This window comes from Streptomyces sp. NPDC015171 (assembly GCF_043079545.1).
Classification (GTDB): Bacteria; Actinomycetota; Actinomycetes; order Streptomycetales; family Streptomycetaceae; genus Streptomyces.
This window is the reverse complement of record NZ_JBIBUO010000021.1, coordinates 1-21050: the sequence shown is the minus strand read 5'-3', so window position 1 is coordinate 21050 and position 21050 is coordinate 1. Positions and strand designations below refer to the sequence as shown.

Annotated in this window: 20 protein-coding genes and 1 pseudogene; 14 read left to right on the top strand and 7 right to left on the bottom strand. The window is 72.5% G+C overall.

The annotated features are described in order from the left end of the window. Positions 1-3: 3 nt before the first annotated feature. Positions 4-864: a hypothetical protein gene (locus tag ACF073_RS35965; protein WP_392075688.1), complete on the top strand. Its 861-nt coding sequence runs from the start codon at positions 4-6 to the stop codon at positions 862-864. A 93-nt stretch (positions 865-957) separates the two neighbouring features. Here the strand turns inward: ACF073_RS35965 and ACF073_RS35960 are convergent, their stop codons facing one another. Further along, the gene (locus tag ACF073_RS35960; protein ID WP_392075687.1) at positions 958-2169 is read right to left on the bottom strand and encodes a cytochrome P450; all 1212 of its coding nucleotides are present in this window, start codon (positions 2167-2169) and stop codon (positions 958-960) included. Then, positions 2166-2876, bottom strand: coding sequence for a tRNA-dependent cyclodipeptide synthase (locus ACF073_RS35955; protein WP_392075686.1), 711 nt, complete (start codon positions 2874-2876; stop codon positions 2166-2168). Before ACF073_RS35955 ends, ACF073_RS35960 begins: the two co-directional genes overlap by 4 nt. A gap of 218 nt (positions 2877-3094) precedes the next feature. Between ACF073_RS35955 and ACF073_RS35950 the strand changes: the two genes are divergently transcribed. The 4 genes from ACF073_RS35950 to ACF073_RS35935 all read left to right on the top strand — a co-directional run bounded on the left by ACF073_RS35950 (position 3095) and on the right by ACF073_RS35935 (position 6149). Further along, on the top strand, positions 3095-3931 hold the full coding sequence (locus ACF073_RS35950; RefSeq protein WP_392075766.1) for a fructosamine kinase family protein: 837 nt from the start codon (positions 3095-3097) through the stop codon (positions 3929-3931). A 102-nt stretch (positions 3932-4033) separates the two neighbouring features. Beyond that, positions 4034-4225 (top strand): putative ATP-grasp-modified RiPP, encoded by a 192-nt coding sequence (tgmA, locus tag ACF073_RS35945; RefSeq protein ID WP_392075685.1) that lies wholly within the window; start codon positions 4034-4036, stop codon positions 4223-4225. Positions 4226-4242: 17 nt separating this feature from the next. Further along, positions 4243-5226 (top strand): ATP-grasp ribosomal peptide maturase, encoded by a 984-nt coding sequence (tgmB, locus tag ACF073_RS35940; RefSeq protein WP_392075684.1) that lies wholly within the window; start codon positions 4243-4245, stop codon positions 5224-5226. A gap of 35 nt (positions 5227-5261) precedes the next feature. Then, positions 5262-6149 carry a Gfo/Idh/MocA family protein gene (locus ACF073_RS35935; protein WP_392075683.1) on the top strand — a complete coding sequence of 296 codons (888 nt, stop codon included), beginning with the start codon at positions 5262-5264 and terminating at the stop codon, positions 6147-6149. Here ACF073_RS35935 and ACF073_RS35930 read toward each other — a convergent pair. Then, entirely contained in the window at positions 6146-7051 is a 906-nt protein-coding gene (locus tag ACF073_RS35930) for a GNAT family N-acetyltransferase (RefSeq protein WP_392075682.1), read from the bottom strand. The two genes, ACF073_RS35935 and ACF073_RS35930, sit on opposite strands and share 4 nt — an antisense overlap. A 228-nt stretch (positions 7052-7279) precedes the next feature. Here ACF073_RS35930 and ACF073_RS35925 point away from each other — a divergent pair, with 228 nt between their 5' ends. Next, positions 7280-8386: a PP2C family protein-serine/threonine phosphatase gene (locus ACF073_RS35925; protein ID WP_392075681.1), complete on the top strand. Its 1107-nt coding sequence runs from the start codon at positions 7280-7282 to the stop codon at positions 8384-8386. Between the two features lie 68 nt (positions 8387-8454). Here ACF073_RS35925 and ACF073_RS35920 read toward each other — a convergent pair whose 3' ends face one another. Both ACF073_RS35920 and ACF073_RS35915 read right to left on the bottom strand, forming a co-directional pair. Next, positions 8455-8895 (bottom strand): Lrp/AsnC family transcriptional regulator, encoded by a 441-nt coding sequence (locus tag ACF073_RS35920; RefSeq protein WP_392075765.1) that lies wholly within the window; start codon positions 8893-8895, stop codon positions 8455-8457. 37 nt (positions 8896-8932) lie between these two features. Next, entirely contained in the window at positions 8933-10282 is a 1350-nt protein-coding gene (locus tag ACF073_RS35915) for a transaminase (protein WP_392075680.1), read from the bottom strand. A 349-nt stretch (positions 10283-10631) separates the two neighbouring features. Between ACF073_RS35915 and ACF073_RS35910 the strand changes: the two genes are divergently transcribed. Further along, positions 10632-11099 (top strand): hypothetical protein, encoded by a 468-nt coding sequence (locus ACF073_RS35910; RefSeq protein ID WP_392075679.1) that lies wholly within the window; start codon positions 10632-10634, stop codon positions 11097-11099. A gap of 198 nt (positions 11100-11297) precedes the next feature. On the opposite strand, the gene ACF073_RS35905 is transcribed toward ACF073_RS35910, so the two are convergent. Then, entirely contained in the window at positions 11298-11471 is a 174-nt protein-coding gene (locus ACF073_RS35905) for a hypothetical protein (protein WP_392075678.1), read from the bottom strand. A gap of 342 nt (positions 11472-11813) precedes the next feature. Here ACF073_RS35905 and ACF073_RS35900 point away from each other — a divergent pair, with 342 nt between their 5' ends. From ACF073_RS35900 to ACF073_RS35885, 4 genes are all read left to right on the top strand, one after another. Continuing rightward, positions 11814-13055 carry a serine hydrolase domain-containing protein gene (locus tag ACF073_RS35900; RefSeq protein ID WP_392075677.1) on the top strand — a complete coding sequence of 414 codons (1242 nt, stop codon included), beginning with the start codon at positions 11814-11816 and terminating at the stop codon, positions 13053-13055. A gap of 639 nt (positions 13056-13694) precedes the next feature. Continuing rightward, complete coding sequence (locus ACF073_RS35895) at positions 13695-14315, top strand: L-threonylcarbamoyladenylate synthase (RefSeq protein WP_392075676.1); 621 nt, start codon at positions 13695-13697, stop codon at positions 14313-14315. Between the two features lie 114 nt (positions 14316-14429). After that, entirely contained in the window at positions 14430-15185 is a 756-nt protein-coding gene (locus ACF073_RS35890) for a dienelactone hydrolase family protein (protein WP_392075675.1), read from the top strand. A 150-nt stretch (positions 15186-15335) separates the two neighbouring features. Beyond that, complete coding sequence (locus ACF073_RS35885) at positions 15336-16535, top strand: glycoside hydrolase family 64 protein (RefSeq protein ID WP_392075674.1); 1200 nt, start codon at positions 15336-15338, stop codon at positions 16533-16535. Between the two features lie 59 nt (positions 16536-16594). Here the strand turns inward: ACF073_RS35885 and ACF073_RS35880 are convergent, their stop codons facing one another. After that, entirely contained in the window at positions 16595-18997 is a 2403-nt protein-coding gene (locus ACF073_RS35880) for a M4 family metallopeptidase (protein WP_392075673.1), read from the bottom strand. 358 nt (positions 18998-19355) lie between these two features. Here ACF073_RS35880 and ACF073_RS35875 point away from each other — a divergent pair. The 3 genes and pseudogenes from ACF073_RS35875 to ACF073_RS35865 all read left to right on the top strand — a co-directional run. Next, positions 19356-19949, top strand: a pseudogene (locus ACF073_RS35875) (SAM-dependent methyltransferase); the annotation flags it as partial. Positions 19950-20115: 166 nt separating this feature from the next. Next, positions 20116-20493: a VOC family protein gene (locus ACF073_RS35870; RefSeq protein ID WP_392075672.1), complete on the top strand. Its 378-nt coding sequence runs from the start codon at positions 20116-20118 to the stop codon at positions 20491-20493. A gap of 157 nt (positions 20494-20650) precedes the next feature. Then, positions 20651-20950: a cupin domain-containing protein gene (locus ACF073_RS35865; protein ID WP_392075671.1), complete on the top strand. Its 300-nt coding sequence runs from the start codon at positions 20651-20653 to the stop codon at positions 20948-20950. Positions 20951-21050 lie beyond the last annotated feature (100 nt).

The window sequence follows — 21050 nt, the reverse complement described above, 5'->3', positions numbered from 1 at the left end:
GCGGTGGCGGACGCGAGGGCACGAGCCCTGTGGGGGCTGTACGAACCGGTGCACGATCTCGTCTACTTCGCGCCGGAGGCCCGGCGGGCGGCGGACGGGCTCGGCATGCGCGGTTACTGGATGGGCTATTTCGCGCTGCGCGCCGCCCCGCTCGGCGCGGCACCGCCGTCCGTGGTGACGAGCTGTTTCTACGTCTTCCACCCCTCGCGGGTGAACCGTGCGCTGCCCGACGCCTGGGGGTACGCGACTCCGGCGGAGGTCCTCGCGGCCCGCCGGGAGGCGATGGACACGGCGATGACCCGGCTGTTCGGGGCGGACACCGTCGGCTCCACCGATTTCGCGCGGGCCGCCGACCTCGCCTGGGAGGCCGCGGCGGTCGCGGACACCACGGGCCGGGTGCTGGCCGCCGCCAACCAGGCGCTGGATCGCCCGGACGGGGCCGCCGCGCGTCTGTGGCAGGCCCTGACGACCCTGCGCGAGCACCGGGGCGACTCGCATGTGGCGGTGCTGGTGAGCCTGGGGCTCGGGCCGGTCGAGGCCATGCTGCTGAAGGCGGCGTCGGGCGAGTCCGACGGCGTGTCCCTGCGGGAGACCCGGAAGTGGCCGGAGGCGGACTGGGCGGCGGCCGAGGCCCGACTGCGGGCGGACGGCCTGCTCGCCGCGGACAGCTCGCTCACACCGGCCGGGACGGCACTGCGCGCGGAGGTCGAGGCGCGCACCGACGCGGCGGCCGAAGGACCGTGGGCCCGCCTGGGCGCGGAGCGGAGCGAACGCCTGGCCGCATGGCTGGAGCCCCTGGCCGGGTCCGTCGAGAAGGCGGGACTGCTGCCGCCGGGGAATCCCGTAGGGGTGACCCGGGAGTGACGACCGGCCGGCCGGTGCGGGCCCGGCGGGCGCCGGCGCCCCCGCCCGGGGTGCCGGGCCGGGGACGCCCGCAGGGGCGACGGATACGGCGGGCTACCAGGTCACCGGGAGCCGCTCGGGTATCCGCTTCATGAAGCCGGTGCGCCAGACCAGTTGGCCGGGCGGGACGGCGAGCGCGAGGTCCGGCAGGCGGTCGAGCAGCACCTCAAGGGCGGTGCGGGCGTGGACCCGGCCGAGCGCGGTCGCCGGGCAGTAGTGCGCGCCGCCGCCGAAGGAGAGGTGGTCGGCGGTGTTGTCGCGGTGGACGTCGAAGCGGTGCGGGTCGGGGAACTTCTCCGGGTCGAGGTTGGCGCCCTCGACCAGGACGAGGACGAGTTCGCCCGTGCGGATGTCGGCGTCGCCGAGCCGGACGTCCTCCAGGGCGAGGCGGGGCAGGGCGTCGCCGATGGAGAGGTTCACCCGCAGCAGTTCCTCGACTCCCGGGCCGATCAGGTCGGGGCGGTCGCGCAGCAGGTCACGGGCGATGGGGTGGGTGAGCAGGTAGACGAGGGCCATGGTGAGGAAGCCCGAGGTGGAGACGGTGCCGGCGCCGAACAGGGTGACGCCGACGGTGGCCAGCATCTCGTCGGTGAGGTGGGTGTGGCCGGGGTCGTCGCGCAGGGCGGCGAGTTCGCCCAGCAGGCCGTGGGTCGCGGGGTCGTCGAGCAGGGCGGCCATCCGGGCGATGTCCCGGTCCCAGTTGAGCCGCGCGCCGGTGACGGGGCACGGCGCGTTCATGAAGGCGATGTCCAGGCTGCGCAGGAAGCCCGGGGCCTCCCGCTGCGGGATGCCGAGGATGCGGCAGTGCGTCCCGGCCGAGTACGGCTCGCAGAACGCCCCGCGCAGATCGGCCGTCGGCCCGTCGGCGACGATCCGATCCACCAGCCGGTGGGCCTCGGCACGCAGCCACTCGGCCAGGCCCGGCGCTTTGGGGTTCAGCGCCTTCATCACCGCGCGGCGCAGTCCGGCGCCGGTGATGTTGCCCATGTTGTTCACGACCTCCGGCGGGATCGTGAGCGCGTACTGCCGGGGGGCGCCGGGCGCGGAGGTGTCCTTGAGGGAGAACCGGTCGTCCTTGAGCACCTGCGCGCACAGCTCGTACGACGACACCAGCCAGGCCTCGTCGCCGGCGATGGTCCGCACCCGCCGCACGGGGGCGGTCGCGCGCAGTTCCCCGACCTCGGCGGGCACCCGGGTGCCGTCCCAGGAGAACGGGAAGCGGGGCAAGGGAGGGTGGTCGGCGCGGGTGTCCGGGGCGGTGGTCATACCGCGGCTCCTTCCAGGGCGGCGGGGGTGACGACGGCGTGGCCCTGGTTGCGGGACGCGCGCAGGCCGGCGCCGCGGGAGTACAGCAGCTCGGCCATCGGCAGGAGCTGGTGGTAGCAGTTGAGCGAGGAGGGCACCTTGAGGATGGCCGGGGTGTCCAGGAACAGCGGCGCCTCGGCGCACACGTACTCCAGGCACACGGCGCGCTGCCGCTCGGACGGGGTCTCGCCGCGCGCCGAGAGGAAACGGTTCACCAGCGTCTCGCAGACAGTCCGGAACGCACCGTCGGACACCAGCCGCGCCTTCAGCTGGCGATGGATCTCCTGGTAGGCGGGGTTGGTGCGGAACTCCGACATCGGATGCCAGTCCAGCCGGCCGCCGTCGGAATCGGCCGCCGACACCGCGTCGCGCACCTTGGCGCGCACTCCACGCAGGTTCTTCACGGCCTTGCGGCGGGCCTCGTCCGGCGGGTAGCCGGAGGCCTCGTACATCTCGGCGACGTACAGGTCGGTGTAGACGAAGTCGACCCGGTCGAAGTGGTCCAGTCCCCAGCGGGCGAGGTCGTGCAGGCGCCGGGCCGAGAAGTAGCTGTTGCCCGGGGAGACACCGATCACGGCGTGCGCTCCCTCGCTGAGGATGACCTCGCAGTGGGAGGTGTACGGCTGGACTTCGAAGACGTCGGCCATCAGCACGGATGCTGTGGTCACGGGGGAAATCCTCCGCCGCGCGCTAGTCCCTGCGGGGCCCGGTGCCCCTGGTGTGGCGATGCGGCGCCATCACGCTAGCCGTACGGGATCACCACGGGTAGTAACTGCCTGGGTTTGGCCGAAATCAGTCGTATCAACCGTTGAAATGCCCAGCGGAAGAGGGGGGTTGGGGGCCGTACCCTGAGGCCGTGGTCAACCGAGGAGAGACTCCGGAACAGGTGGCGTCCCGGCTCACCGGGCGCCGGGCGGCCGGCGCCGCACGATCGTCCGGCTCACCGACCGAGGTGCTGCTGGACGGCGGAACGCCGGTGATGGTCAAGCGCGCCGACGGCCCGGGGGCGGTGCGCGCGGAGGTGGCGGGGCTGCGCTGGCTGGCCGCGGCGGACGCGGTGCGGGTGCCGGTGGTACTGGGGAGCGACGAGCGCTGGATGGTGACCGAGCGCGTGCCGACCGGATCGCCCGACCCCGCGGCAGCGCTGCGTTTCGGCCAGTCCTTGGCCGCATTGCACAGGGCCGGCGCACCCCACTTCGGGGCGCCGCCGCCCGGCGGACCGGAGGACGCGTACATCGGCCTCGCGCCCATGCGGAACGTGCCGGGCGCCGACTGGCCGCGCTGGTACGCCGAACACCGGGTGCTGCCCTATGTGCGGGCGGCGGTCGACGGCGGCACGCTGGGCCCGGCCGAGGCGGCCGTGTTCGAGCGGGTCTGTGCGCGGCTGCCGGAACTGGCGGGCCCCGCCGAGCCGCCCGCCCGGCTGCACGGCGACCTGTGGAACGGGAACGTGCTGTGGGGCGCCGACGGCGAGGTCCGGCTCATCGACCCGGCCGCGCACGGCGGGCACCGGGAGACCGATCTGGCCATGCTCAGGTTGTTCGGCTGTCCGCACCTGGACCGGGTATTAGTCGGCTACCAGGACGCGGCGCCCCTTGCCGACGGCTGGCGCGACCGGGTGGCGCTGCACCAGCTCTTCCCGCTGCTGGTGCATGTGGTGCTGTTCGGGCGCGGGTACGCCGAGCAGGCACTGGCGGCGGCACGGACCGCGCTCACCGAGTGAGACTTTTCCAACACCCCTTCCGAGCTGCGGTTACGCTGCGTAAGGAAACCAATCACCCGTTCGATTCGTATAAGGACGTGAAAGCCGAATCAGGGAGAGACCATGCAACCGTTCACGCTCAACTACGCGCGGCCCGCAGTGCAGTTGGACGTCACCGCTCCGTACGCGTACGACTCCGGACTGCAGTTGAACGTCCTCCCGGACGGAACGATCGCCGCCACCGACCACGCGACCCTGAGAGCCCTGGGCACGACCACCTCGACCGCGGGCTCCAAGACGCACTTCGACGACTGAACCGCGGACTGTCCACGATGACCGTGCTCATCCTGACAAGTGAAGAAGACGTGACGGCGGACATGGTGGTCCTCCGGCTCGGCGAGGCCGGCGTGCCCGTCGTCCGGCTCGACCCCGCCGATCTGACCAACGGGGTGGCGCTGTCGGGCGAGTACGTCCAGGGCGTCAGCCGGGGACATCTGTCCGTCGGCGGACGCCTGGTGAGCGTGAACGGGCTGCGCTCCGTCTGGGTGCGCAGACCCGGAGACCCGGCCGCCCGCGCCGCCCAGCCGTCCGCCTGGCTGACGGAGGAGTCCTCGCAGGCGCTGTACGGCATGCTCCGCTGTACCGACGCGCGCTGGATGAACCATCCGGACGCCGCCCGTCGCGCCCGGCACAAGCCCTGGCAGCTGCATCTGGCCCAGCGCAGCGGCCTCGCGGTGCCGGCCACCCTCATCACCACGTTCCCGCAGGCGGCGCGGGAGTTCGCGGAGCGCTTCCCGGAACTGGTGGTCAAACCGGTCTCCGGGGCGCATCCGCAGGAGCCGCCCCGGGCGGTGCCCACCAGCCGGGTCGCGCCGGACGCCGACTTCACCGCGGTCGCGTTCGGCCCGACCCTGCTGCAGCGGCGGATCCCCAAACGCGCCGACATCCGGCTCACCGTCGTCGGCGGCACGCTGCTGGCCGCTCGCAAGCCGACCGCCCCGGACGCCCACCCGGACGACGTGGACGTGCGCTTCGCCCCGTCGGTCTCTCCCTGGCTGCCCGTCGAGGTGCCGCCGCGCGTCGCCGAGGGTGTGCTGCGCTACATGGCGGGCGCCGAGCTGGCGTACGGTGCCTTCGACTTCGCGGAGGACGGCGACGGGATCTGGTGGTTCCTGGAGTGCAACCAGTCCGGCCAGTTCGGGTTCGTCGAGATGGACACCGGCCAGCCGATCGCCGCCGCCATCGCCCAGTGGCTGGCCGGGCACGGGGATCCGGGCAGCGGGTGTGCGCAGGGCGACCGGAGCACACCATCCTGAACAGGCGGGGAACGGACCGGAGAGAGGAACGCGACATGCGCATCGGACTGCTGGGGACGGGCCCGTGGGCCCGGGCGGCTTACGCCCCCGCCCTCGCCGGACACCCGGACCTGGAGTTCGCCGGGGTGTGGGGGCGCCGCCCGGAGGCGGCCACGGAGCTGGCGCGGGAGTACGACGTCGCCGCCTACGCCGACGTGGACGCCCTGCTGGCCGACGTGGACGCGGTCGCGGTGGCCCTGCCGCCGTCCGTGCAGGCCGAGTTGGCGGTGCGGGCGGCCCGCGCGGGGCGCCATCTGCTGCTGGACAAGCCGCTGGCGGTGTCGGTCGCCGAGGCCCGGGCCGTCACGGAAGCGGTGGAGCGGGCCGGGGTGGCGTCGGTGGTGTTCTTCACCACACGCTTCCAGAAGGAGCCGGACGCCTGGATCGAGGAACAGGCCGCCGTCCCGGGCTGGTTCACGGCACGGGCGCAGTGGCTGGGAGCGGTGTTCACGACCGACAGCCCGTTCGCGGCCTCGCCCTGGCGGCGGGAGAAGGGCGCGCTGTGGGACGTCGGCCCGCACGCCCTGTCGGTCCTGCTGCCGGTGCTCGGCGACGTACGGCGGGTCGCGGCGGCGGCACCCGGTCCGGCGGACACCGTCCATCTGGTGCTCGACCATGCCACCGGTGCGTCGAGCACGCTCACGCTGAGTCTGACGGCTCCGCCGGCGGCGGCCGGGGCCGGTGTGGAGCTGCGGGGCGAGGCCGGCGTGTCGGTGCTGCCGGGGAGTTCCGAGGGGGCGGTCCCCGCGCTCGGCCGGGCCGCCGGCGCGCTGGTGCGGGCGGCCCGGACCGGGCGCCCGCACCCCTGCGACGCCGCGTTCGGCCTCCGCGTCACCGAGATCCTCGCGACGGCGGAGGCCCGGCTGGCGAGCGGTACGGACTAGGCGGTCCCGGTCCCGTCCAGCCGGTAGTTGACCCGTTCCCGGGTGACGGGATAGCCGGCCCTGGCGAAGTGCGCGGCCATCGGGAAGTTGTCCTGGTCGGTGGCGGCCCCGATGAACTCGGCGTCCTGTCCGGCCAGGAAGTGGGTGCACTCGACGAGCAGGTCGTAGGCGTAGCCGTGGCCGCGGTGTTCCGGCACCACGCCGATGAAGCCGACGCACGGCCCGGACGGGTTGCGTGCCGGGATGTGGATGCCGACCGGATCGCCCGCCGGCGTGCGGGCGATCTGCCACCAGGACCTCGGTGACGGGAACCAGTGGAAGACGTCCAGGTCCTCCTGGGCCGCGTGATCCACGCCGCCCTCCGCCACGGCCCGGCGGGCATGGGCGTCGAGGGTGGCGGAGTTGATGCGGCGCAGGAGGCCGTAGAACACGGCGTCGTCCGGTTCGGCGGTGAAGACGAGCCGGCCGGGCCGCTCGGGCAGGCCGCAGTCCGGGGTCCAGCGGTAGATGAAGCGCTCCACCAGGGGGGTGTAGCCGGCCATGCGCGCGACGGCGGCACGGCTGTCGACCGCGGCGCGCAGCAGCGGATCCTCCCGCCAGCCGGGCGGCAGGTCGAGTTCGAGTTCGGGGGTCTGCCAGGGCGCCGAGCGCAGCAGCTCCGCGCCCGCTTCCTCCTCGCCCTCGGCGACGTCGAGCCAGTTGATCAGCAGCGGCTCGGGGTCCTCGGGCCGGGCCCACCAAGCGGCGCGCGCCACGGTGCGGCCGTCGCGCAGCGCGATGCGCTGCCAGTCGGAGCGGTAGCGGACCAGGCGGTGCCGGTCGGCCAGGGCGAGCGGGTCGGGCATGGTGCGGAAAAGGTGAGCACTGCTCTCGTCGAGCGTGCGGATGACCAGGTCGGTCAAGGATTCCTCCGGGATGCGAATGGTGTGCCGCGCTCCCGGTCGGATCTCAGACGTGACACGCCCGCGGCACGGGGAGGGGGGAGCGCTGGATGATGGTGAACCGCATGACACTCGCCTCCTTCTTCCGTCCGTTCCGGGCGTGATGATCACAGCGTAGGGCGCGGCCGCGGGGGCGTCCATCGTTTTTCCACGGGGCGCGGTACGGGGGCGTCGGCGTAGCTTGGGGATGTGAGAGCGGTGCGCGGCTGGTCGTCGCGCGGTGACCGGGAGAATCGCGGCTGGCTGCGGGGAGCGCCACCGCCGTGGTGGATACGGGTGCTGCCCGTACTCCTGCTCGCGGCCGTCGGCTCGGCCACGCTGGTCACGCCCCATGCGCGTGATCTCGGTTTCGTGCTGGGCGCCATCCCGCCGCTCGCGGTCCTGTCGTACGGCCCGCTGATGACCGGCCTGCTCGGCCTCGGCGTGGTCGCGGTGCTGAACGTGCCGGGCACCCAGCTGAACAGTCCGGGCGACACCGATCTGCTCACCATCGTGTTCGTGGCCACGCTGAGCGTGTTCGTGTCCTATGTGCGCAGCCATCGGGACGCCCAGCTGCACGTCGAGCGGACGATCGGGGAGGCGGTCCAGCGGGCCGTGCAGCCGCCGCTGCCCGAGCGGGTCGGGCGGGTCGGATGCGCCACCTTCTACCGGGCCGCGCAGAACGGGACGCTGGTGGGCGGCGACTTCTTCGACGTACGGGAGGGCCCGTACGGGGTGCGCGCGGTGATGGGGGACGTGCGGGGGCACGGGCTGACGGCGGTCGCCACGGTGGTGTCACTGCTCGGGGCGTTCCGGGAGGCCGCTCTGGACCAGCCGGACCTGGAGTCGGTGGCGGCCCGCCTCGACCGGCGGCTGACGGTGGACTCGGCGGACGTACGGCACGCGGAGCTGTTCGCGACGGCCCTGCTGCTGGAGTTCGCCGCGGACTCGGCGGCGGTGCGGGTGCTGGCCTGCGGTCATCCGGCGCCCGTCCTGCTGTGCGAGGGGCAGGCCCGGGAGGTGACCGTCCCGCCCGGACCGCCGCTCGGCATCGGTCTCGTCGGCGTGGATCCGCCGAAGGAGGTCACTGTGGCGCTGGGTCCGGCCGACCGGCTGTTCCTCGCCTCCGACGGCGTGTGGGAGGCCCGGGACGCCGGGGGTGCGTTCTATCCGCTGCCGGAGCGGCTGGGCACCCTGGCCGGCACCGCGTCCGCCGAGCTGCCCGCCGCGGTGTGGGCGGATCTGGCGCAGCTGCGCTACCGGGTCCGCGACGACGCCACCATGATGGTGCTGTCGCCCGACCCGCCGGACGGCTGACCGCACCCGCGCCGCCGGCCGCCGTGCGGACCGGCTCCACGGCCGTGGTCGCCCCGTGCCCCACCGGGTCAGCCCACCTCCCACAGGAACCGGTGGGTGTGGATGCCGAAATACGGGAAGGAGCGGATCTCGCGGACGCCCTCGACCGGGCGCACCACGTCGTTGACGAAGTCGAGCAGCGCCTTCGGGCCCGGCGCGACCACCTCGGCGAAGAGGTCGAAACCGCCCGAGGTGAGCACGGAGTACACGACCTCGGGGCGCTCGGCGAGGGTGTCGGCGACGCTTCGGGGGTCGCCGTCGACGCCGATGCCGAGCAGGGCCATGGCCTGCCCGCCCATGGCCATCGGGTCGGTGACGCCGACCACCTGGACCGCCTTGGCGTCCAGCAACCGCTGCAGGCGCTGGCGGGCCGCCGAGGCGGACAGGCCGACCCTGGGTCCGAGGTCGGCGTAGGCGATACGGCCGTCGGTCTGCAGTTCCCGCAGGATGGCCCGGTCGATGTCGTCCATGTCCTTCACGCGTCCCGTCCCCTCTCCTCAGGTCTCCTCAGGCGGCCAGCTCGGCGAGCGCGGCGGCGAAGACCTCGGTGTGGGTGTCGACGTCCCGCTCAGTGGTGTCCGGGCACATCAGCGCCATGTTGTGGAACGGGGTGAGCAGGATGCCCCGGTTGGCGAGGTAGAGGTGCAGGAAGTCCTCCAGATCCGGGTCGGCGGCCGCGGCGGACTCGGTACCGGTGCGCGGGGCCCGTGCGGTGAAGCGGTACTCGGTGCGGGCGCCGAGGCGACTGACCGACCAGGGCAGCCGGTGCGCTTCGACGCCGGCCCGGACACCGGCCTCGAACCGTGCGGCGAGGCCGCTCATCCGGGCGAACGCCTCGGCCGTGAGCACATGTTCGAGGGTGGCCCGGGTGGCCGCGACCGACAGCGCGTTGCCCGCGAGGGTGCCGCCGACACCGCCCATGTCCACGAGGTCCAGGTCGGTGCGGGACAGCAGCCGGTCGGCGAGTTCGGCGGAGAGCCCGTAGGCCCCGGCCGGGATGCCGCCGCCGATCGCCTTGCCGATGGTGAGGAGGTCGGGTGACAGGTCCCAGGCGGCCGTGCAGCCCCCGGGGCCGGCGGAGAAGGTGTGGGTCTCGTCGTTGACGAGCAGGGCGCCGTACCGCCTCGTGAGGTCACGGACCCCGGCGAGGTAGCCGGGTTCGGGCAGCACGATGCCGATGTTGGTGAGGGCGGGCTCCATGAGGACGGCGGCGACGTCGCCCTCGGCCAGTTCGCGCTCGAGGCCGGCCAGGTCGTTGAACTCGGCGACCCTGCTGGTCAGCGTGACGTCGCAGGGCGCACCGACATTGCCGGGGCGGGCGGTACCGGTGCCGTCCGGGCCGGTGACGATCAGCGACTCGTCCACGCTGCCGTGGTAGCAGTAGCTGTTGACCAGGATCTTCGGGCGCCCGGTGAGGGCCCGGGCGAGCCTGATCGCCCAGCGGTTGGCGTCGGTCGCGGTGAGCGAGAAGCTCCAGCGCGCCAGGCCGAACCGCCGGGTCAGCTCGGCGCCGACCCACTCGGCGTCCTCGGTGGGCAGCATGGCGGTGGCCCCGCCCAGCTCGGCGAACCGCCGCCGGACCGCCTCGGTCACGGGCGCGGGCGAGTGACCGGCCATCGCGCCGGTGTCGCCCAGGCAGAAGTCGATGTACTCGTGCCCGTCCGCATCGGTGACCCGGGCGCCGCGGGCGCCGGCCAGATAGCGCGGGAAGCCGCCGGCGTTCTTGTTCATCCAGGTCATCGGTACCCGGCCGAAGAGGTGGCCGGCGTCCGCGTAGGCCGCCCGGGACCGCGGGTTGCGGCGTTCGGCCTCGGCGCTCTCGCGGGTCAGAAGGGCGTGCAGACGCGTGCGGTCCATGGACACCTCGACGGAGAAGGCGACGGAACGTCGCGAGAGTACGACGGAAAAGGAGACTCCCTCAATGCCGTGCGCGCGATTCGATCGCGAGGACGATCGATTCCGGCGCATCCCGCCGGGGGATCACCCGACGATCACCGGACGGGTGACGCATCCCCCTCCCCTCGGCTGACGAACCGGCAGCCGGAGTTCGAACGTCCCGCCACAAACGCCAGGCCGCGCCACCCCTTCCGCCGAATAGAAATATCTACAACGATGCATATGCCGGGTTGGCGTGCGGACGCACGAAGTGCCCGGTCATGGTCGTTCCCTGCGCTCGGCAGGCGGGCGAGGACACCCGGAGCAGTGCATGACGAACACGATGTGGATGCGGGGCGTGGAGTGGCTGGCGGCGGCGTCGGCCGACCCGCGCGCCTGCAAATGGGAGTGGGACCACGGCGAGGGCATCGCGCTGCTGGAGGGGGGCCGCTTCTGGGATGTGCTGAGCGTCCCCGAGCGGCTGGGACTGCTCACCCTTGATCTGCTGTGGCGGCCGGAGCTTCCCGTACCGGGGCCGACGCTGGTGGACACGGCGGCGGGACGGGTCGGTTTCTTCCTGCCGCCGGATCCGTCCGGCGGCTGGGTGGGGGCCGGTCTGCGGTACGCGACCAAGGGATCGTGGGTCGCCGTGCCGCCGCCGTACCGGTCGGCCCGCTTCCTGGAGTGGCTCGTCCCGCCCGACGGCACCGGCACACTCCATACGCCCGGCGGTCTGGAGGACGCGCTGCAGCAGGCCAACGGCACGCTGGCGGTCCTCGCGCCGCTGCGCGGGCAGTAGCGCCGGCAGCAGGGCGGCGGCAGCCCGGACCGCGCCGCCCGGAGGCGGACAGAGCGGGTTCCGGAGGGCGCGGGCGGCGGGTTCGCGGAGGTCCGGGTGGAGGCGGGCAGCGGGACCGCAGAGGTCCAGGTAGAGGCAGACAGCAGGCAGCGGGGCCGCAGAGGTCCGGGTGGAGGCGGATAGCGGGGCCGGGGGCGGTCAGCGGTACTCGGGATCGGGCCGTGCGCTCGGACCGGGTCCGCAGAGTGCGGCCCACAACGCCTCGGGCTCGGCGGGGACGGTCCGCCCCCGCGCCCGCCACTCCGCGACCAGCACGGCGTAGATCGGCTCCCGGGTGCGGTCCACCCGGCGCAGGCGGCGCATCCGGTCCATCCTGTCCCTCCGGTCCATCCAGTCCAAGCGGTCCATGCCGGGGCAACGCCCGGAGTCCGCCACCGGTACGTCCCGCCGCGGCCGCTCACCGGGTCGGGTGAGCCCATCGCCCGAACGAGTCCTTCCGCCATCGGACAAACATCCCGCCACCCGGCCCGCCCGCCCGCCCGGCGCACACCCTGCCCCGCCCGCACAGCGCGCACCATGCCCCACCTGCCCGGTGCGCACCGTGCCCCACCCGCCCGGCGCGCACCGTGGTCCGGGCGCTCCTATCCTGGGAAGGTCCGGGCCCCGACGTCCCGCTCATCGCACGGTCGGCTCTCGCGTGCTTGGAGTCAGCCCATGTCGCCCACGTCCCTACGCCTGCGCCGGGGGGCGATGGCCGCCCTGCTGACCACCGCGTTCCTCGTACCGCTCACCGCCGGGGCGACACCGTCCACCGCACCCTCCGCGCCCGCCACCGGCACCCCGAGCCCGTCGGCCTCGGGTCCGGACGTCCGCCCCCTCTCCCCCGACGTGGCCCGCCGACTCGACGCGTCCGTACAGCGGGTGATGCGTGAGGCGCACGTGCCGGGTGTCACCGTCGGCGTCTGGACGCCGGGACAGCCCGACTACGTACGCTCGTTCGGCGTCGCCGACAAGGCGAGCGGCCGCAGGATGGCACCGGACCTGTATCTGCGGATCGGCAGCGAGACGAAGACGTTCACCGTCACGGCGCTGCTGCAACTGGTGGACCAGGGCAAGGTCGGCCTGGACGACACGATCGACCGGTACGTCGGCGGCGTACCGAACGGCGACAGGATCACCCTCCGTCAGCTGGCCGGCATGCGCAGCGGGCTGTTCAACTACTCCGAGGACGACCACTTCTTCAAGGCGCTCACCTCCGATCCGCAACGCCCCTTCACCCCCGAGCAGTTGCTGGACTACTCCTTCACGCATCCCGTGCTGTTCCAGCCGGGCCAGAAGTTCTCCTACAGCAACACCAACCTGATCCTTCTCGGCCTGGTCGTGGAGAAGGAGAGCGGCCGGCCGCTCGGGGAGTACATCGAGCGGCACATCCTCGATCCGGCCGGCATGAAGGACACGCTCTTCCCGAAGGGCGCCGAGTTCCCCGCGCCGCACGCGCAGGGCTACACCGACCAGACGGCGAACGGCGAGATCGCCGAGACGGCCGGCTGGAACCCGTCCTGGGGCTGGGCGGCGGGCGCGATGATCTCCACACTGGACGACCTGCGCGTGTGGGCGCCGACGGTGGCCACCGGTGAACTGCCCGACGGCAGACGGATGATCAGCGCCGCCACGCAGAGGCAGCGCCTCGTCACCCCGGCGACGCCGATCCGGGGCGCGGGCTACGGGCTGGGCATCTTCGATGTGCAGGGGTGGATCGGCCACAACGGCTCCCTGCCCGGATACGAGTCGCTGACCGTCTACCTCCCGGCGACCCGGACGACCCTCGTGGTGCTCCTCAACACCGACATCGGCTACCGCGGTGAAGAACCGAGCACCCTGTTCGGCCGGGCCGTCACCGAGATCATCTCCCCCCGGCACGTGTTCGACCTGCCGGCCGAACCGACGGTCAGGTGAGGAGCCGGCCGTGTCTCCCGGCGGGTGCCTGCCCGCCGCCGCCAGGAGAAAGCTCCGCCGGCGGCCCGGGGGGTGGCCGCCGGCGGAGACGCCATGCCCGGGACGGGGGGGATGGCCCGGGCGGCTCAAAGGTCGCATGCCCTGGAGCCGGGAAGATACGCCGGCGAATTCCGGTCGATCCGCGGAGTGTGCGAATCGGCCAGGGCTCCGGGGAGAGCTGCCGCTCCCCCGCCTGGCCTCCGACGCCGCGGACCGGCCCCCCTCTCTCCCCCCGGAGCACCGCGGCGCCGGCCCGCAGGGTCCGCGCCGGTCCGCGGGGTTCCGCTCGGTCCGCGGGGTTCCGCCCGGTCCGCGGGGTTCCGCTCGGTCCGCGGGGTTCCGCTCGGTCCGCGCTGCGTGACGCCGAGGCGGCCACGCTCGGCGCGGACCGGTGCGCAGGCGCCGGGGCCGCCGCCGATCCGCTGCGTGGCGGACCGGGGGCCGCCGCCGGCGATCGGGCCCGGGGCCGGGTACACGGGCGTGACCGTCACCTGGATCCCGGCGGCGCATGCGGTTCTCCCCTGTCCGTCAGTCACGACGTCACGGGCACCGAGACGGCGGCAGCGCGCCGCGCGTCCCGGGACGGCATAAGCTCGGCGGATGGCGAAGTACTTCGACGTGCACCCCGACAACCCGCAGCCGCGCAGCATCACACAGATCGCCGACGCGGTCCGCTCGGGGTCACTCATCGCATACCCGACCGACTCCTGTTACGCGCTCGGCTGCCGGCTGGGCAGCCGGGACGGCATCGACCGGATCCGTTCCATCCGCCGGCTGGACGACCGGCACCACTTCACCCTGATGTGCCGGGACTTCGCCCAGCTCGGCCAGTTCGTCCGGGTGGACAACGATGTGTTCCGGGCCGTGAAGGCGTCGACGCCGGGCAGTTACACGTTCATCCTGCCCGCCACCCGCGAGGTGCCGCGCATGCTGCAGCACCCGAAGAAGAAGACCGTGGGCGTGCGCATCCCCGACCACGTGGTCACCCAGGCACTGCTGGCGGAGCTGGGCGAACCGCTGCTGTCCAGCACGCTGCTGCTGCCGGACGAGGAGGAGCCGCTGACGCAGGGCTGGGAGATCAAGGACCGGCTCGACCACGTCGTGGACGCGGTCGTCGACTCGGGTGAGTGCGGCACCGAGCCGACGACCGTGGTCGACTTCTCCGGCGGCGAGCCGGAGATCGTCCGGCGGGGCGCCGGGGACACCAGTCGCTTCGAGTGAACACACGGGGTTCCGGGCGCGGCGGCGCGCACGGCGCGTGACAGCATGGCCGTAGCCGGCGCCGGGCAGGCATCCGCCGCCCGCCGCCCATCCCCGAGGGAGGGCCTTCTCGCCATGACCGATGTCCACGCGACCGCCGTCGACATCCCGACCGAGGACGGCGTCGCCGACGCCTACTTCGTCCGCCCGGCCGACGGGCGGCCCCGTCCGGCCGTCCTCTTCTTCCAGGACGCCTACGGGCTGCGCCCGCAGTTGCGCGCGATGGCGGACCGGCTCGCCGCCGCCGGATACACCGTGCTGGTGCCGAACGTGTTCTACCGCCTCGGCCGGTCGCCCGTGGTGGACCTGCCCGAGTTCATCGACCCGGGTGCCGACCCGAGCATCTGGGAGCGGCTCGGCCCGGTCCTGGCCTCACTGACGCCGGACCTGGTCAAGCGGGACGCCGGCGCCTATCTGCGCTGGCTGGCCGACAGCCCGCAGGCGGCCGACGGCCCGGTCGCGCTGACCGGCTACTGCATGGGCGCCCGGCTCGTGCTGTGGACCGCGGGCGCCCACCCGGACCGGGTCGCGGCGGGCGCGGGCTTCCACGGTGGACGCCTCGCCACCGACGACCCCGACAGCCCGCACCTGGAGGCCCCGCGGATCACCGCGGAGCTGTATTTCGGGCACGCCGACGAGGACGCGTCGCTGCCGCCGGAGCAGGCGGCACGCCTGGAGGAGGCGCTGACCGCCGCCGGGGTACGGCACACCTGCGAGGTCTACGCCGGCGCCCACCACGGCTACACCCAGGCGGACACCCCCGCCTACGACCGGGAGGCCGCCGAGCGGCACTGGGCCGCGCTGCTCGGCCTGCTCGAGCGCACCTTCTGACACCGGTCCCGGCGCCCGTCCGACGGTGGGCGCCGGGTCCAATCCTGTCCATGTCATTGACATGCACCCGACGTGAGCATGAGTCTGAGAGCGCTCTCAAGCAGGTACGGACCAATTCCGTACGACCCCGACCCCACACGGAGGTGGAGAGTGCCTCACAGGCTCACACGCCGGGCGCTGCCGCTGGCCGGCGCCGCGGCCCTGCTCGGCGGACTGCTCACGCTCGGCGCACCCCAGAGCGCCGATGCCGCCGTTCCCGACACCATCCCGCTGAAGATCACCAACAATTCCGGCCGCTCCGAACCGGTGTACCTCTACGACCTCGGCACCCAGCTCTCCTCGGGACGGCAGGGCTGGGCCGACGCGAACGGCGGCTTCCACGCCTGGCCGGCGGGCGGGAATCCGCCCACTCCCGCGCCGGACGCGTCGATACCGGGACCGGCCGCCGGGCAGTCCAAGACCATCCGCATCCCGAAGTTCTCCGGCCGCCTCTACTTCTCGTACGGCCAGAAGCTGGACTTCCGGCTCACCACCGGCGGACTGGTGCAGCCGGCCGTGCAGAACCCCTCCGACCCCAACCGGAACATCCTCTTCAACTGGTCGGAATACACACTCAACGACTCCGGCCTATGGCTCAACAGCACCCAGGTGGACATGTTCTCGGCGCCGTACGCGGTCGGAGTCCAGCGGGCCGACGGCGGGGTGAGCACCACCGGGCATCTGAAGTCCGGCGGCTGGAACGGCTTCTTCTCCGCGCTGCGCGCCCGGCCGGGCGGCTGGGCGGGCCTGGTCCAGACCCGGTCCGACGGCACCGTGCTGCGCGCGCTCTCCCCGCTGTACGGCGTGGAGACCGGCGCCCTGCCGGCCAACGCGATGGACGACTACGTCAACCGGGTCTGGCAGAAGTACACGACGGCGACCCTGACCGTGACACCGTTCGGCGACCAGCCGAACACCAAGTACTTCGGCCGTGTCTCGGGGAACGTCATGAACTTCACCAACTCCTCCGGCGCGGTCGTCACCAGCTTCCAGAAGCCGGACGCGTCCAGCGTCTTCGGCTGCCACAAGCTGCTGGACGCGCCCAACGACCAGGTCCGCGGACCCATCTCGCGCACCCTGTGCGCCGGTTTCAACCGGTCGACGCTGCTGGTCAACCCCAACCAGCCGGACACCACGACGGCGAACTTCTACCAGGACGCGGTGACCAACCAGTACGCGCGCGCGGTGCACGCGCAGATGGCCGACGGGAAGGCGTACGCGTTCGCCTTCGACGACGTCGGCAACCAGGAGTCGCTGGTGCACGACGGCGGCCCGCAGCAGGCGTATCTGACCCTGGATCCGCTCAGCTGACACGGCAGCGGTCCCGCACCCGGAGGCCGGGTGCGGGACCGCTGTTCACCGGTGCGGGGTCAGCTGGTCGTCAGGGCGGTGTCGTCCACGACGAAGCTGGTCTGCAGGGAGGAGTCCTCCACGCCGTTGAACTTCAGGGTGACCGTCGAGCCCGCCAGCGAGGACAGGTCGAAGGTCTTCTGGCTGTAGCCGGAGGCCTTGTTCAGGTTCGAGTAGGTCGCCAGCGTCTTGCTGCCGGCGGTCACCGTCAGCTTGTCGTACTGGGAGCTGGTGGTGGTCTCGGCGCTGTCGATGTGCAGGTAGAAGGTCAGGCTCGCCTTGCAGCCGGCCGGGATGGTCACCGACTGGGACAGCGTGTCGGTGTGCGAGGAGCCGTAGCCGTCCAGCCACGCCTTGTACGAGCCGCCGTGGCTCGCCTCACCGCTGTCCGTCGTGATGACACCGCTGGTCGCCGTCCACCCCGTGCTGCCCGACTCGAAGCCGGGGTTGGCCAGCAGCTGAGTGGAACTGCAACCGCCGCCGGTGGTGCTGACGGTCCAGGAGAAGGTGGCGGTGCCGGTCGCACCGGTGGAGTCGGTCACCGTGACGGTGGTGCTGGACGAGCCCGCCGCGGTGGGCGTGCCCGAGATCAGACCGGTCGAGCTGTTGATCGACAGACCGGCCGGCAGCCCGGAGGCGCTGTAGGTCAGCGCGCCGCTGTTGGTGCTGCTGGCCTGGATCTGCAGGTTCACCGCGGTGCCGACGGTGGCGGACTGGCTGCCCGGGTTGGTGACGGTCACCCCGCTGCTCGGCGGGTTGATGTGGCCGCCGACGTTGATGCCGGCGAAGGCGTTGCCGACTCCGGCGTACTGCGCGGAGTTGGTGCCGTACAGCGCGGCGGCGGCGTTGAGGGCGGCGGTGCGGGCGCCGGCGTAGTTGGTGCTGGACGTCATGTACGACGTCAGCGCCTTGTACCAGATCTGCAGCGCGGCGGCCCGGCCGATGCCGGTGACGGCGACGCCGTCGGAGGTCGTGCTGTTGTAGGTCACCCCGTTGATGACCTTGGTGCCGCTGCCCTCGGACAGCAGGTAGAACATGTGGTTCGCGGGGCCCGAGGAGTAGTGCACGTCGAGGTTGCCGACACCGGAGTACCAGCTGTCGGCGGAGCCGCCGTCCTTGCTGGGCTTGTCCATGTAGCGCAGCGGGGTGCCGTCGCCGTTGATGTCGATCTTCTCGCCGATGAGGTAGTCACCGGGGTCGGAGCTGTTGTTGGCGTAGAACTCCACGCCGGTGCCGAAGATGTCGGAGGTGGCCTCGTTCAGGCCGCCCGACTCGCCGGAGTACTCCAGGCCCGCGGTGTTGGAGGTGACACCGTGGCTCATCTCGTGGCCGGCCACGTCCAGCGAGGTCAGCGGGTCGGCGTTGCCGGAGCCGTCGCCGTAGGTCATGCAGAAGCAGCTGTCGTCCCAGAACGCGTTGACGTACGCGTTGCCGTAGTGCGCACGGGAGTAGGCGGCGACACCGTCGTTGCGGATGCCGCTGCGGCCGAAGGTGTTCTTGTAGAAGTCCCAGGTCTCCTGGGCGCCGTAGTGGGCGTCCGCGCCCGCGGTGGCGGCGTTGGACGTGGTGCCGTTGCCCCAGGTGTCGTTGGTCTGGGAGAACAGCGTGCCGGTGCCCGAGGTGCCGTGGTTCAGGTTGTACGTCTTGTGACCGCCGCGCGCGCCGTCGTTCAGCGTGTAGTTCGACCCCGACTGGGTCGTCGTCAGCGTCACCTGGCCGCTGTACTGCGTGTTGCCGACGCCGGTCTTGACCGCCTGGTAGCGGTACAGCTCCTTGCCGGTGGTGGCGTCGGTGACGACGTGCAGCTGGCTGGGGGTGCCGTCGTCCTGGAAACCGCCGATCACCGTCTCCCAGGCGAGGGTCGGGGTGCCGTTGCCGGCCCAGATCACCTTGCGAGCGCTGTCGGTGGTGGGCTTCGCGGCGTCCAGGGCCTTCGCGGCCTTCAGGGCCTTGCTCTCCGCCGCGGCCTTGGTGTAGGTCGCGGTCGTGGAGCGCACCTGTATCTTGCGCTTGGTGTTGAAGGTGGTGCTCACGGTCCCCTTGGCCAGCGAGGCCGGCGGGGTGTGCACGACGAGGTCGCCGCCGAGGACCGGCAGACCGGCGTACGTGCGCTCGTACCGGGTGTGCAGGGTGCCGTCGTTGTCCTTGACGACGTCCCTGACGACCAGCTTCTCCTGCGCGCCGAGGCCGAGCGTACGGGCCGTCGCGGCGGTCTTCTGCTGGGCGCTCTTGATCAGCGCCTGGTGCTGGGCCGGGCTGAGCTTCGCCTCCAGGCCGCCGGTGCGCACCGGGCCGGGGTGGGCGGCGGCCGGGGTGGCGGTCGCCGGAACCGCCTGAAGACCGACGGCGAGGAAGGCCGCGGTGGAGACCAGGGCGGCTCCGACCGTGGCGCGCTTGTGGGGAAGGGGTCTGTGGGGTCTCACTCGTACTCCTCCTGCTGCGACCGCGGGTCGCGGCCGTTGACAGACGGGCAGAGGGGTCTGCTGCCCGGGCGAGCTGAGCTGTGCGGGAGCGTGATCCGTACACGGGTGGGGCGGATCAGCGTGCGGAGGGAGAATGACAGCATTGACCGAGTCATGTCACCTCACAGCGGGTCAATCGAGGGTTTTCCCTATCCGTCCGACACACGCGAGCGAGACGTGTGAAGCCGCACCCGGCGGTGTCCGCGCAGGTCCCCGCTCTCCCGCCGGCCCCGGACCGGAACGCGAACCAGTAGGCGGAGCAGGGGAGTCCGGACGCAGGTTGTGCGGTGGCCGATCCATGCTGTGGCTCGAAGAAGGGCAGGCAGGCATCCGGCAGTTCCTGGACATCGGCACCGGCCTGCCGACGGCCGAGAACACCCACGAGGTCGCCCAGCGGCTCGCCCCCGAGGCACGGATCGTCCACGTCGACAACGACCCCATGGTCCTGGCCCACGCCCGCGCGCCGCTGTACTCCTCGCCCGAGGGCGCGACCGCCTGCATCGACGGCGATGCGACCGACCCGGACCGCATCCTCGCGGGGGCGGCCGAGACGCTGGACCTCACCCGGCCGGTGGGGCTCATCCTCAGCAGCATCCTCGGCCACGTCGCCGACCCGGATCAGGCCCGCTCCCTCGTCGACCGGCTGATGTCCGCCCTGCCGTCGGGCAGTCACCTGTCCGTCGACGACGGGTCGTACGGCATCGACCCGGTCTTCGAGCAGGCCCAGGAGTCCTGCAACAGCAGCGGTGCCGTCCCGTACAACCTGCGCACCGTCGAGGCGATCACCTCGTTCTTCGACGGCCTCGAACTGATCGAGCCCGGCGTCGTCTCGGTGGCCGAGTGGCGCCCTGGGCCCGGTGCGCCGGCATCCGTGGTCATCGCCGCGCACGGAGGTCTCGCCCGGAAGCCGTGACGCCCCTTCAGGAGACCGGGCAGCGGCACCGCCTGCGGAGCGTGGCGTCGCGCGCCCCGCGGTTTCCCGGGGGTTACCCGGTCACCGAGAAGTGCCTTCTTCCCGGTCGGACCACGCTCGCCTACGGTTTTGGTGACCGAAGGTGACCAGAACAGTGGAGCGGCCCATGACCATCCTCAAGACGTACGCCCGCCTGTGGAGCGACGACCTGGACGGGGCGCTCTCGCTGCTCCGCCGGCTCACCGGCGCCGAGCCGGACCTGCGACTGCGCTTCCACGCGGTCGAACTGGCCGCCATCGGCGACTTCCTGGTCATCGCCGGCTCCGCCGACGAGCGCGCCACGTACGCGCACGCCTCCGCCACCGTGGTCGTGGCGGACCTCGACGACCTGGTGACCACCCTGGAATCCGCCGGCGCCACGATCACCACCCCGGTGACAGCGGGCCCCACAGGACGCTTCCTCTACGCCCGCCACGCCGACGGAACCGAGATCGAGTACGTCGAGTGGACCCCGGACCTGGTCCGGCGGATCATCCCCCGATGAACCCCTGACCGACCCCGCCGGCGCCGGCCCCGGCCGCGAGGGCATCCTTTGCCGGACGGTCGACCGGCGGAACGCCTCCGTGTCGTAACGTCACGGCATCCCTTGATCACGATCGCGGACGCCTCCCCTGCGGGGAGGGCCCGCAAGGAGGCATGCCATGAACCTGGTCGACGTGCGGCACACGGCGGCGGAGCAGCCCGACGGCTGGAGCTCCCGGCTGCTCGCGCGGGTCGGGAGCAGCGGGGTGAAGGTGCTGCGGATGGACGGACGGCCCCTGCCGCCGGAGTCCCATGACACGGCGGAGGCGCTGCTGGTGCTGGAGGGCACGCTGCGGCTGGTGGCCGACGGCGCCGACGTCGACGTGCGGGCCGGGGAGATGTACGTCGTCGGGCCGGGCGTGGAGCACGCCGTACGGCCCGGCAGCCGGGGCACGCTGGTCATCGTCGAGCGGAGCTAGGTTCCGTCGTCAAATGTCACGCCCACATCAGGAGTGAGGCGAGGGTGACGGCTGCTTCGTAAGACTCAGTGGTCTTGTCGTACCTGGTAGCGATCCCGCG

What these genes read in the sequence shown, in the direction of transcription:
- ACF073_RS35890 (WP_392075675.1), top strand. Translation starts at nt 14,430, where the DNA reads ATGACCGATGTCCACGCGACCGCCGTCGACATCCCGACCGAGGACGGC.
- ACF073_RS35910 (WP_392075679.1), top strand. Translation starts at nt 10,632, where the DNA reads ATGACGAACACGATGTGGATGCGGGGCGTGGAGTGGCTGGCGGCGGCG.
- ACF073_RS35865 (WP_392075671.1), top strand. Translation starts at nt 20,651, where the DNA reads ATGAACCTGGTCGACGTGCGGCACACGGCGGCGGAGCAGCCCGACGGC.
- ACF073_RS35920 (WP_392075765.1), bottom strand. Translation starts at nt 8,895, where the DNA reads ATGGACGACATCGACCGGGCCATCCTGCGGGAACTGCAGACCGACGGC.
- tgmB (WP_392075684.1), top strand. Translation starts at nt 4,243, where the DNA reads ATGACCGTGCTCATCCTGACAAGTGAAGAAGACGTGACGGCGGACATG.
- ACF073_RS35905 (WP_392075678.1), bottom strand. Translation starts at nt 11,471, where the DNA reads ATGGACCGGATGCGCCGCCTGCGCCGGGTGGACCGCACCCGGGAGCCG.
- ACF073_RS35900 (WP_392075677.1), top strand. Translation starts at nt 11,814, where the DNA reads ATGTCGCCCACGTCCCTACGCCTGCGCCGGGGGGCGATGGCCGCCCTG.
- ACF073_RS35960 (WP_392075687.1), bottom strand. Translation starts at nt 2,169, where the DNA reads ATGACCACCGCCCCGGACACCCGCGCCGACCACCCTCCCTTGCCCCGC.
- ACF073_RS35895 (WP_392075676.1), top strand. Translation starts at nt 13,695, where the DNA reads ATGGCGAAGTACTTCGACGTGCACCCCGACAACCCGCAGCCGCGCAGC.
- ACF073_RS35870 (WP_392075672.1), top strand. Translation starts at nt 20,116, where the DNA reads ATGACCATCCTCAAGACGTACGCCCGCCTGTGGAGCGACGACCTGGAC.
- tgmA (WP_392075685.1), top strand. Translation starts at nt 4,034, where the DNA reads ATGCAACCGTTCACGCTCAACTACGCGCGGCCCGCAGTGCAGTTGGAC.
- ACF073_RS35935 (WP_392075683.1), top strand. Translation starts at nt 5,262, where the DNA reads ATGCGCATCGGACTGCTGGGGACGGGCCCGTGGGCCCGGGCGGCTTAC.
- ACF073_RS35915 (WP_392075680.1), bottom strand. Translation starts at nt 10,282, where the DNA reads ATGGACCGCACGCGTCTGCACGCCCTTCTGACCCGCGAGAGCGCCGAG.